Annotated in this window: 11 protein-coding genes; 8 read left to right on the forward strand and 3 right to left on the reverse strand. The window is 53.3% G+C overall.

Features of this window, described 5'->3' with window-relative positions; all coding sequences use genetic code 11:
• Positions 1-38 precede the first annotated feature (38 nt).
• Together secD and larB are read right to left on the reverse strand one after the other, a co-directional pair.
• Positions 39-2,609 (reverse strand): protein translocase subunit SecD, encoded by a 2,571-nt coding sequence (gene secD / locus ACNKIB_RS09200; protein WP_417910250.1) that lies wholly within the window; start codon positions 2,607-2,609, stop codon positions 39-41.
• Positions 2,610-2,741: 132 nt separating this feature from the next.
• Complete coding sequence (gene larB / locus ACNKIB_RS09205; protein ID WP_417910251.1) at positions 2,742-3,512, reverse strand: nickel pincer cofactor biosynthesis protein LarB; 771 nt, start codon at positions 3,510-3,512, stop codon at positions 2,742-2,744.
• A 136-nt stretch (positions 3,513-3,648) separates the two neighbouring features.
• Here larB and ACNKIB_RS09210 point away from each other — a divergent pair, with 136 nt between their 5' ends.
• The 8 genes from ACNKIB_RS09210 (at position 3,649) to ACNKIB_RS09245 (ending at position 11,562) form a co-directional block, all read left to right on the forward strand.
• Positions 3,649-6,711 carry a cache domain-containing protein gene (locus ACNKIB_RS09210; protein ID WP_417910252.1) on the forward strand — a complete coding sequence of 1,021 codons (3,063 nt, stop codon included), beginning with the start codon at positions 3,649-3,651 and terminating at the stop codon, positions 6,709-6,711.
• A 96-nt stretch (positions 6,712-6,807) separates the two neighbouring features.
• The gene (locus ACNKIB_RS09215; protein WP_417910253.1) at positions 6,808-6,957 is read left to right on the forward strand and encodes a hypothetical protein; all 150 of its coding nucleotides are present in this window, start codon (positions 6,808-6,810) and stop codon (positions 6,955-6,957) included.
• 319 nt (positions 6,958-7,276) lie between these two features.
• A complete protein-coding gene (locus ACNKIB_RS09220) occupies positions 7,277-7,636 on the forward strand; it encodes a hypothetical protein (RefSeq protein WP_417910254.1) in 360 nt (119 codons plus the stop codon).
• A gap of 105 nt (positions 7,637-7,741) precedes the next feature.
• On the forward strand, positions 7,742-8,242 hold the full coding sequence (locus ACNKIB_RS09225) for a hypothetical protein (RefSeq protein ID WP_417910255.1): 501 nt from the start codon (positions 7,742-7,744) through the stop codon (positions 8,240-8,242).
• 75 nt (positions 8,243-8,317) lie between these two features.
• Positions 8,318-8,596 (forward strand): BrnT family toxin, encoded by a 279-nt coding sequence (locus ACNKIB_RS09230; RefSeq protein WP_417910256.1) that lies wholly within the window; start codon positions 8,318-8,320, stop codon positions 8,594-8,596.
• Between the two features lies 1 nt (position 8,597).
• Positions 8,598-8,855: a hypothetical protein gene (locus ACNKIB_RS09235; protein ID WP_417910257.1), complete on the forward strand. Its 258-nt coding sequence runs from the start codon at positions 8,598-8,600 to the stop codon at positions 8,853-8,855.
• Positions 8,856-8,886: 31 nt separating this feature from the next.
• On the forward strand, positions 8,887-9,075 hold the full coding sequence (locus ACNKIB_RS09240; protein ID WP_417910258.1) for a hypothetical protein: 189 nt from the start codon (positions 8,887-8,889) through the stop codon (positions 9,073-9,075).
• Positions 9,076-9,078: 3 nt separating this feature from the next.
• Positions 9,079-11,562 (forward strand): AAA family ATPase, encoded by a 2,484-nt coding sequence (locus ACNKIB_RS09245; RefSeq protein WP_417910259.1) that lies wholly within the window; start codon positions 9,079-9,081, stop codon positions 11,560-11,562.
• A 110-nt stretch (positions 11,563-11,672) separates the two neighbouring features.
• Here the strand turns inward: ACNKIB_RS09245 and ACNKIB_RS09250 are convergent.
• On the reverse strand, positions 11,673-11,806 hold a 134-nt coding region (locus ACNKIB_RS09250), incomplete at its 5' end, for an IS3 family transposase (protein WP_417908910.1).

Consider the following 11,806-nt stretch of genomic DNA (forward strand, 5'->3'; position numbering starts at 1 on the left):
ACTGTCGGTCATCCCAGCATCGCCGAATTAAGCCTGTCTCACTCATGCACACTCTTCCGTTTTTTCAAGGTCAGCAGTGGGCTGGCGACAAAGATGGAGGAGTAGGTGCCAACAACCATGCCGAGCACAAGAGCAAGGGAGAAGTCATGAATGACCGCGCCGCCAAAGAAATACAGAGCGGTTAGTGACATGAACGTGGCCAACGAAATGATCAACGTCCTGGCCAACACCTCGTTGGTGCTGATGTTGATGATCTGGGCCATGTTGCTCTCTGCGCCGTGCTTGGCGATATTCTCGCGGATACGGTCAAAGATAACCACGGTGTCGTTGAGCGAGTAGCCGGCCAAGGTCAGCAGGGCGGTCAGAATGAGTAAGGTGATCTCCACATCCATTAACCATAACACCCCCAGCACGGCTAGTACGTCATGGAAGGAGGCCACCGCAGCGGCCACGGCAAAGTTCAGGTCAAAGCGGATACCCAGGTATAGAATGATGCCGACCAGCGAGATGGCAGTGGCAAAGATGGCCTGGTTGCGCAGTGTTTTTGAAATGGAAGAGCCGATTTCTGATTGGCTTTCCAAAGTGAACTTGTTACCTGGCACCGATGCCAGGGAGGCATTGACCTTGTCGCTGAGATGACCGACAGTGTCCTCGGTCTTTTTGATTTTAACGATCAAGCGGTGTTCGCTGGTGACATGCTGAAGGTCGGCCTCAAGGTTGCCTTTCTTTAGAGCTGTCCGCACTGGTTCCAACTCAAAGGATTTTTCCGCCTTGTATTGGAGCAAGGAACCGCCAGAGAAGTCAACGCCGATATTGGCATTGCCGCGCATAATCTGGACAAAGGCGAAAAGGCCGAGCAGCGTCAGGCTGCCGGATACCACAAAGCCGATTTTTCTGATGCCCATGAAATCAATCTTGGGCTTCTTGATGAACAGCATGAAGGTCAGCTTGCGCACCTTGCGTCCAGTGGCTAGCCAGTCCAAAGCTACCCGCGAGCAGAACAACGCAGCGACCAAGTTGAAAACAACACCTAGTGATAAGGTGACAGCAAAGCCTTTGATCGGGCCAGTACCAAACAGAAAGAGGGCCAAGGAGGTGATCAGGGTAGTGAGCTGGGAGTCAACAATCGAGAGAAAGGCGTTGTCAAAACCGGCCTCAATGCCGGAACGGACGGATTTTCCAAGATCAAACTCCTCCCTCATCCGCTCGTAGATCAGGACGTTGGCATCAACGCCCATACCGATAGACAGGATGATACCTGCCACGCCAGGCAGGGTGAGAGTGGCACCGAATATGGCTAGCCCTGCCACAAGGAAGAGGATGTTGAGGGCAAGGCTAACGTCAGCAATCACGCCGGAAAGCCGGTAATAGACAGCGATGAAAACTAGCACCAACACCGCGCCGACTAGTCCAGCATTTACGCTTTGGTCAATTGCATCCTGGCCGAGGCTTGCCCCAACGGTCATGTTTTGGATGATCTGTACCGGCGCAGGCAATGCGCCTGCCCGAAGGACGATGGCCAAGTCAGTGGCCTCCTCTGGAGTGAACCTGCCAGAAATCTGGGCCGAGCCGCCAAGTATCTTCTCTCTGATCACCGGGGCCGAGCGCACTACTTCATCAAGGATGATAGCAAAACGTTTGCCGACATTTTTCTCTGTGACCTCGCCAAAGATTTTGCCACCCCGGCCTGTGAGATCAAGGCCGACATACGGTTCATTGAAGTCACCGCCAATCCGCATTTGGGCGTTCTTGACCATCTCGCCGGTCATCATCACCCGGCTTTCGAGCAACAGAGGAATCTTGCTTTCCTTTTTGGTTTGCGCATCAACTCTGCGCTCAAAGGAGATTTCTGTTCCCTTGGGCAGTTGGGCCTGAAGGGCTAGATTGAGCTGGCGAAGACTGTCGCCCTCTTTCCATTTACCGTCCGCAACAACCTGAGCAATCAGTTTGGGTAAATCAAGACTGTCATCCTCGGCAACCATCTTGAACTCTAGCTGGGCGGTCTTACCGATCAGGTCAATCGCCCGCTCCGGGTCTTTTACGCCAGGCAGCTGAACCACAATCTCGTTATCACCTTGGCGGACAATCACTGGCTCGGCTACGCCAAACTGGTCAATGCGGTTGCGGATGATCTCCAGCGACTGGGCCACAGCAGTGGTGCGGATGCGCTCGGCCTCCTCCAGCTTCAGTTTCAGGGTGATGCGGGGAAAACTGCCTGCTTCGGCTTCCACCTTGATATCCAGATTAGGGAAGTCGTCTTTGACCACCTGCTTGACTGTCTCTGTTGCCCCGGTGTTGGGCAGAGTCAGCATGACCTGAGACGGATCAGGCGATTCCATCTGCACAGCAGAGATGTTTTTCTCTGACAGCCGATCCTTTAGGTCAGCAGAGGCCAGCTCCAACGAATTCTTGAGGGCCTTGTCTAAATCAGCCCGCAGCACCAAGTGCATACCGCCTTGAAGATCCAGGCCGAGTTGGAGACCCTTGGGGGCCAAATACTTTTTCCACCACTCCGGCACACCCTTATAAAAGGACGGCACGATGATCGTCACGGAAAAAACGATCATAAAAAAGAGCAGCCAGCTTCTCAGCTTCAGGTTGTTGTTCATAGATGTTTTCCCAAGGTAGCTTAGTGGGTTGTGATAATGCGTCTGCCAAAGCAGAAGTCATGACTATAAAAACGATGAACTATACGCTAGGACGAGGGTTCATGCAACGACCTGAGCGCGTTTTTCGCCTTTTTATTCGCACTGAAAGGGCAACTTCTTCCGATTGATGGCTGCTGCCATGCAGGCTGCGCCGAATCCGTTGTCAATGTTGACCACGGCCAAGCCTGGTGCGCAGCTATTGAGCATTCCCAGCAGAGCTGCGAAGCCGCCTGCACCTGCGCCATAGCCCACTGAAGTGGGCAGGGCAATTACCGGGGCTGGGGTTAGACCTGCCACCACCGAAGGCAGCGCACCTTCCATGCCTGCGGCGACAATGAGTACTGAGGCCCGTTGCAGCAGCTCGCAATGGGCAAGAATGCGGTGCAGACCAGCCACGCCAGCATCATAAACTGTCGCTGTCTCATGGCCGAAATATTCGAGGCAGATGCGGGCCTCCTCAGCCACAGGTAAATCCGAAGTGCCTGCGGTGACAAGCACCACTATGCCTCTGCCCTTGCCCTGGATATACTGGGCATTGCCCGTAAGCAGCCGGGCAGTCTCATGATAGCCCAGTCCTTCCACTTGGGCGCAGACCTGCTCGGCCTTGGCTGGGTCGATTCGGGTCGCAATGACCGGAGCCTGTCGGCGGAGCATAGCGGTCAGAATTTCAATGAGCTGGGCAGCGGTCTTTCTTTCGCCGAAGATGGCCTCTGGTAGGCCTGTGCGGAGAAAACGGTGATGATCAAGCTGGGCTGAATCCAGCATTTCTACTGGTAGGCGACGCAGGCGCGCTGAAGCCTCCTCTGGACTGAGACTACCATTCTGCACTTGATGCAGCAGCGCAGAAAGCTGTTGTTCATTCATGGGATGCGCAGGATAATAGAACAAAGGAAGATCAGAAAACAGCAGGCAGCGCAGGGATAGTACTTGTCTTCCGCCGAGGCGGGAGGGTAAATAGGAACTCCGGCATTATCAATACTCATTCTCCGGCAACTTTACCATGAAAATATTCAGCGAAGAAAACATCGGCAAGCTGATCATCCTCAATTCCAGTCTGGTCGGGGTGTTGATGTGGCTGGGCATCGTTGCCCACACCTTTTGGGATTACAAAATCGGCCTGGAACTGGAGCTGGCGCAACTTGAAAAGAAATATATTGATGAGAAAAAAAAGAGCGTAACGCTATCTGTCCAGGAGTTCATCCAAAGCATCGAGGTGCGGCATCAGATGTCGCTGGTGCAGTTACGACGGAGCTTAGAGAGCCAGGTACGACAGATTCACGCGATGGCCCTGCATCTGTACAATCACAACAAAGACAAAATGCCGCGCCCTGAGCTGGAGCAACTCATTGTCGAGGCAGTACGCCCTTTTAAGCTAAACAGCAGTAGCCGCAGTTTCTTCATCCGTTCTTTGTCTGGAACCATCAAACTCTGGCCTCCAGACCCGTCCCTTGAAGGAAAAAGCATTCACGACAACAGCAATGAGAACCGGCTTCAGGTGTTCAGCGGTTTAACGGAAATCGCTCGCAAGGGCGGGGGAGGCTATGAATATTTCTGGAACAAGCCAGGCGATCCTCCTGACAAACTTTCCCATGTAGTGGCTTATGTCACCCCTTTTACGCCCTTTGACTGGTATATCGGCACAGGCGAGTATATGGATGAGATTGAGCGCGACACTCGGCAGCAGGCCGCAGCATTTATTAAGCAGCACACAGGCCGGGCTGAGGATGAATATATGTCCATCCTTGATTTGAACAGCATTCAGGGTGGCAAAGATGTTGCTGCGCTGCTGGTCAATCCGAGTCGGCCTGATTTGCTCAACGTGCTTTTAAGCGGCCAATTTCAGGAAGCCGGAGGCAAACAGTTGCGCGAGAACTTTCTGGCCGGGCTGGTCGAGTATGGCGAGGTTTTTATCAGCTATAAAGACAAAAAACCAGGCGGCGACACGATGGTGCCTAAGATGACCTATTTCAAACTCTATCAAAAATGGAATTGGATCATTGCCTGTAGCTTTTATTACGACGACATACAGCCACAGATTCGTTTAAAACGAGAACATAACCAGGAAATCTTTCAGGAAAAAATACGGATATCCCTTGCCATCTTCTGCTTCATCCTGCTGGGTGCGCTCTGCATTTCTCTTCTCTTCTCCCACAAGGTGCGCCTGCTCTTTCTTTCCTACCGGCAACGACTGGAAGAGTCCAATCAGGAACTAACCAAGGCAATGGATCGGGCACAAACAGCCACAGCGGCGAAATCAGAGTTTCTCGCCAATATGAGCCACGAGATCCGCACGCCCATGAACGGCATCATCAATCTGGCCGAGCTGGCTCTTGAAACTGTCCTCACCGACAAACAGCGCGACTATGTGCGCAAGATCTTAATCTCGTCAAGAAGCCTCCTTGAGATCATCAACGACATCCTTGATTTTTCCAAGATTGAAGCTGGGATGCTTAAGATCGAGAAAATTTCCTTTGACCTGGCAGATCTCTTCGACAAGCTGATGCTGATGTTCAACGAGCACAGCAGCCGCAAGAATATCCGCCTCCGTCTGGCCCTTGATCCTGAGCTACCCAAGCTGGTTGTTGGCGATTCAATGCGGCTCCACCAGGTGCTCGCCAACCTGATCGGCAATGCGATTAAGTTCACCCAGGCAGGCGAGATCGTGGTCAGCGCGGCTCTGATACAGCGGATGAGGGAAAAAGTTGCTGTCCGCTTTGCCGTGGCTGATACCGGGATTGGCATTCGCCCAGAGAAAATCTCCCAGCTTTTTGAGTCGTTCACCCAGGCAGACAGCTCAACAGCCAGAAAATACGGCGGCACTGGTCTCGGTTTGACCATCAGTAAACGGCTCGTTGGCTTGATGGGTGGCGAGCTGGCGGTGGAAAGCGAGCTGGGCGTGGGCAGTGTTTTCTCCTTTGTCCTGGAGTTCACCCTGCTTGGCCAGAAGTCGGTCGAGACCGGCGAACTTGATAATGCGGAAGAGACCACTGCGGCCTTGCGCCGCATCCGTAGAGCCAAGATTCTGTTGGTTGAGGACAATCTAATCAACCAACAAGTGGCCCAGGAAATTCTCGCCAAGGCTGACTTGCAGGTCGAGACCGTGAGCAACGGCGCAGAAGCAGTCGCTGCGGTGGCTGCTGGGCATTTCGACGCAGTGCTGATGGATATTCAGATGCCGGTCATGGATGGCTACGAGGCCACACGGAAGATCCGCGAGGAACTGGGCCGGGTTGACCTGCCGATTCTCGCCATGACAGCCCATGCAGTCAGTGAGGAGCGGGATAAATGCTTCCGCATGGGCATGGACGACCACATCGCCAAACCCATCAGCCGTCGCGCCCTGTTTACAGCCTTGAGCCGGTGGATTGGCGACAAGTCGGTCTGCGTTGCTGATCCACCGCTGAACGGCTGCTTGATGAAAACCCTGCTTGCGCAAACCGGCACCGCAATCCAACCTGTCGGCCTGGATTTAGCGGGCGGCCTGCAACGACTCGAGGGCAATGAGGAGCTGTTCCTCAAGCTGCTGCGGAGCTTCTGCCGAGAACAGCAGGACATCACCGAGCAGATGGAGCAGATTATCGCCGCCAAAGATCTCAAAGCCGGGCAGTATGCCGCCCATACCTTGAAGGGCGTGGCAGGCAACATCGGCCTCCCTGGCATTCAGATGCTCGCGGGCAAGATTGAAGCGGAATTGAACAGCGGCAAGACCGAAGAATTCGGCGACCAACTCCGACAGCTCGCCCGGCAAGTTGAGGGAGTGGTTGCTTATTTCAAACCATACTTCAAGAAAGAAGAAGGCCCGGCTTCTGATGAAGAAAGGCCAGAAGTGCCAGCGGATTTCGACCGGCAAGCTGCCCTCCAGTCCCTGCGCCAGATCGCTACCCTGCTGGAGCAGTCAGATTTTTCCTCACTCCAATCTCTGGAAGAACACCAGGCCAACATCAGGCCGCTGATGAGCAAGCAGGCTTTTGGGCAATTAGAGGGCTGCATTGAGTGCTTCAATTTTGACAGGGCACTCGAGCTGATCAAGAGGACAGAAGAACACGCTGCCTCTCCCGGATGAGAGCAGAACAGGGCGAACCGTTTGCTCCCTTCGCGGGATTTCCTGCTTAACTCCTAGAAAAGATTCCTTTCTTGCTCGCTGACAAAGGAGTTTGGCTTGGCCAAAGAGGAGTTCTGCCGACTTAGAAAGGAGTTGTACTCGGCCAGACTCCTTTGTGGCCGACTAGGAAAGGAGTTTGGCTTGGCAACAAAGGAGTTCTGCCGAGCAAAAAAGGAGTTGGAGTCGGCAAAACTCCTTGGTGGCTAACCAGGAAAGGAGTTTTGCCAAGCCGAACTCCTTTCCTACCGACTTCAACTCCTTTCTTGCCGAGCCAAACTCCTTTACCAGCGAGCAGGAAACGAGACCCAGCAGGAGAAAAAGGTTCGTTTTTCGCTTCAACTGGCTTGCTTCTTGCTGTACCATGAAACATACTCCTTCTTGTTGCCTTACGCAGGAGATCTCCTTCAGAACTAGCTGCCTTCTCTTCGTTTTTCGGCCTTTTTTTCATTTTCTTGTTTATTCAGCCAGGAGAAGATGGTATCTTTTAAACAGTGGAAAATCGTCTGCAATGACCAAAGGAGGAAGCATGTCAATAAGCCGTTACTTTGCGGCGATTGTTGTCTTGAGTATCTGCATGGCCACTGGCTGCTCACAGGAACCGCTGCCCTTTGCAGCTGTTTACACCTCCAGAGATACAGTTGCTGTTACCTATCAGGGGAAACAATATCTGCTGAACCGATACAGCAGTTCCGCGCAGACACCTTTTAGATACCGCTTTGAGGATGACGGCGACCTTGATATCTTTATTAACGGCAAGGAATATGATGTGGATAGCCCTTATGACATCGATTCCAAGAAGGCAACCAAGAGTCTGAAAAAGAAAACGCCAGAGCGCAGGAAGACCACGGCCAGTACCTCTTCTCGAACCACGAATAAGCGGCGATAAAAAAAGGTACTGCGGCAGACAACCTGTTGTTCAGGGGATAGAATCAAGGCATGATGCGCCGTCAGCAGTGGCGGCAGCAATACGTTGGCAAGGAGGGAGAAGGTCATGTCTTCGCATATCCATGAAACAAAATCTCCTGCCACGAGAAAGCCGCAGCCTGCCGAGAGTTCAAGCACTGCTGAAGAGCGGAAAAGTCCAACTGCCGATCAACTCTGGAATGCCATCGAGTTCTCCCGCCAATTTCCTGAGCTGACCTTGTGTCTGGTTGCGGAGTTGAAAATTAGCGAGCAGGTCTCGAACAACAGAATTGAGGTAAGTACGCCTGCCGAGCCGCTTGAATTTCCTTCCTTGATTGCTTCTGATCCCCGGGAATTTCGAGCGCATGGCAAGAAACCAGAAGAAGAGGTTGAGCAGGAAATAGCCCTCTTTGCCGCAGGTAAACTGCTGCCACCTGAACCTGAGCTGCCTGTTCCGCCCAAGAAAGAAAAAGCGCAGCTCTGGCGATATCTGTTGAGCTTCTTTGCCATGCTCTTTCTGCTGCTCTGGATGCACGATGGCTGGCAGACGCAGGAAGTGAGGCATCTGCAACTTCAGGCGAGTAAGTAGCGGGGAGATATGGTGGAAGAGGCGGAGAAGACAGATCCACCTACGCTGACTTTGATGCCCCTCTTGAGAATATCTATGAAACCAAATTTTGAGTGGGATGCAAAGAAAGCGCAGTTGAACCTAAAGAAGCATGGCATTGCTTTTGACGAAGGGATAACAGTCTTCCTCGATCCGCTTTCCATCACCATCAGCGATCCCGATCATTCCGCGCAGGAACAGCGATACATTGATATTGGCATCTCTGACAGAGGCCGTGTGCTGGTGGTCGTTTATACCGAACGAGGCGCAAACATCCGTATCATCAGCTGCCGCAAGGCAACAGTTGCAGAACGACAATTCTATGAGGGCTGCTGACATGAAGAAAACAGGGAAGGAGATGCGGTCAGAATACGATTTCACAGGTGGGGTGCGCGGCAAGCATCACAAAGTGATGCAGGAAGGATATTCCGTTTCTCTTCATAAAGAGAACGGGGAAGTTGAGACGCAGGAGTTCATGCCGAGAAAAGACGATGTTATTATTTTAGAGTCTGATCTCCGTCCTTATTTCCCTGACTCAGAATCAGTGAACAGAGCATTGCGCTGCTTGGTTCCGCTGCTTCCTAAAAGACTCTGATGTGGTGCGTGCGGTACTATATATAACCACCATGCCTCAAACCGACCTCCTCACCACCTCCACCAATCTCCAGCAAGCCGTGGCCTGGATTGGCGAGACCATGCAGCAGCATCCCGAAAAGCAGCGTATTAAAGTAATTGCTGAAGCCAATCTGCGCTTTGACCTCACGCCGCTGGAATGCGAGTTCCTGCGGCGGCAGTTCTGTCAGACTGACCGCTGACCAGTGCTGCTGCCTCTGCCTTCCTCCCAGCTCCCGCCGGAAACCCTCAGCGGCGTAGTCGAGCGGATCACCTATCATAACCCAGAAAACGGCTGGGCCGTGCTGCGAGTTAATCCTTTTGACTCACGTGGTGGCACAGCAACGGTGATTGTCCATCAGCTCCGGGTCTTTGCTGGGGCAACTATGCAGTTTTCCGGTGCTTGGATTGTTCATCCCCGCTTTGGTCGTCAATTCAAGGCAGACAAGGCCACAGAACTGAAACCTGCTTCAGCAGGCGCATTGGAAAAATACCTCGGCTCTGGCCTAATCAAGGGCATTGGCCCAAAGACCGCGCACAAGATTGTCCAGCATTTCGGCAAAGACACGCTGGAGGTCTTTGAGGAGCAAATTAAGCGGCTGACCGAAGTACCGGGCATTGCCGAGAAGAAGCTGGCTTCGATCAGCGCGGCCTGGACAGAGCATCGCGCCATCCGTGATGTGATGATTTTCCTCCAGACACACGGCATTTCCACCCTCTTTGCCGTGCGCATCTATAAGCAGTACGGCGATAACTCCATTGCTGTAGTTTCTGCCAATCCTTATCGCCTGGCCGAAGACCTGTATGGCATTGGCTTTTTCACTGCTGACAAGGTGGCTCTGTCTATTGGCTTTGGTAAGGACGCACCATTGCGGATCACTGCGGCTATCCGCCACGTCTTGTCGGCCAGCCGGGAACAGGGCCATTGTTGGCTCACGCAGGCCCAGATTGACACCCAGGTCTCCCAGCTCTTGGAACTCAATCTGTCTGACCGCATTGCCCTGTTCCTTCATGAAATGGAGCAGCAAGACAGCTTGCGGGTGCGGCTATTAATTATAGGCAAAAGCCAGGAGCGGGAGCAGTGCTATTACGCAAAGAGTCTCTATTATGATGAGCGATATGTGGCCGAGCGATTGCGGAAAATGGTGCGTCCTCTGCCGCATAATGTCGAGCGGATTGTTGACTGGCTACACCGCTATGGAGAAAAAAGTGGGATTCAGCTCAGTGAGGAACAGAGGGCAGCAGTGCAGGCCATTGCCTGCTGCCAGTTGGCTATCCTCACCGGTGGGCCAGGCTGCGGCAAGACAACCACCACCAAAGTGCTCGTTGCTCTGCTCCGCGCAATGGGGCGTTCGGTCCTGTTGGCCGCACCTACAGGTCGGGCCGCCCAGCGTATGGGGGAAGTGATTGGCGCAGAGGCAAAGACCATCCATCGCCTGCTGGAATATCAGGGCACGGGCTTCAAGCGCAACCAGGAAACCCCCCTGCGCACGGATGTGCTGATCGTCGATGAATGCTCGATGCTGGATATTAGCCTGACTGCTTCCCTGCTCAAAGCAGTCAGCGAAGAGACAGCACTGGTCTTCATTGGTGATGCAGATCAGCTCCCTTCCGTGGGTGCAGGCAATGTCCTGCGAGACCTGATTGCTTCAGGCTACATCCCAGTCTGCACCCTAAACACGATCTTTCGCCAGGCCAGCCAGTCGAGCATCATCACCTTTGCCCATCAAATTAACCGGGGTGAAACACCGAAGATTAGTTCGCCCTTTAAGCAACCTGCCTTGTGGAAGACGAGCGATTGTCTGTTCATCGACTCTGACGAGGCAACGCAGGCCCAGCTTGGGTTTATCGCCAAGGTCAAGCAGCATTTTCAGACTATTGAGGAGCGGGAACAAGCAGGCGGCAGTGATCCCTTTGGCACAGAAACAGCTGCTTTTACCCCGGAACCTTACCAGCGTTTCGAGGTGCCGGAGCAGTTCCGCCATGCTGACGTGTACGCTGTGGCCACTGCTGAAAGCCCAGCTGAAGAATTAGCCTCAGTAGTGAAAAAGGTGCATCCCTGGTCTTCGCTCTACTACGGCATGACAGCGGTTGACACAGTGCGGCGGCTTTACACAGAGTGGATTCCCAAATACTGTGGCCAAGGCTGCGAGATTCAGGTGCTCTCGCCAATGAACCGGGGCAGCCTGGGCACGGGTTCACTGAACAAGATGCTGCAAGAGGCGGTAAATCCGACTCAGGAAGGACGAGCGGAAATCAAGATCGGCGAGCGGCTTTTTCGGGTGGGAGACCGGGTGATTCATCTGCGCAACAACTACGATCTTGGCGTGTTCAACGGTGACATTGGCAAGATCACAGCTGTGGATAACGGCGAGATGACCATGCGGATTTGCTTCTTCCCAGATCAGCGGGAGGTGGAATATCAGCGCGAACAGATCACAGAGCTGGATTTGGCGTATGCCATCACCATTCACAAATCGCAAGGCTCGGAGTTCGAGGCGATCATCATCCCAGTGATGACCCAGCATTACCGGATGCTCTTCCGCAACTTGATCTATACCGGCCTGACACGGGCGCGGAAGCTGGCGGTGTTTGTCGGCACAAGGAAGGCCTTGACAATGGCTGTGGCGAACAAGGACACGGGGCTGCGGCAAACGGCGTTAAGGGAGCTGGTGGGCGGGGAAAGGTGAGCATCAGCTTTTTTTCTTGCTGCTGGGCACGCAGTCAATGCCGATGACATGCAGATCCTGCCCGTTTGCTGAAGTGACCTGTCTTCGCAATAGCGGACACGTTTTATTCCCTAAGTAGCCCTTTTGAAGAAGAGCGGCTCGTAGTTGTCTGGCGACTGATAACTGATCGCCGAATGCCGCCGTTGGCGGTTGTAAAAGCCTTCGATGTACCAAAAGATTCGGCTTTGTGCTTCTGCTCTAGCCC

Source organism: Candidatus Electronema sp. PJ (assembly GCF_048287395.1).
Taxonomy (GTDB): Bacteria; Desulfobacterota; Desulfobulbia; order Desulfobulbales; family Desulfobulbaceae; genus Electronema.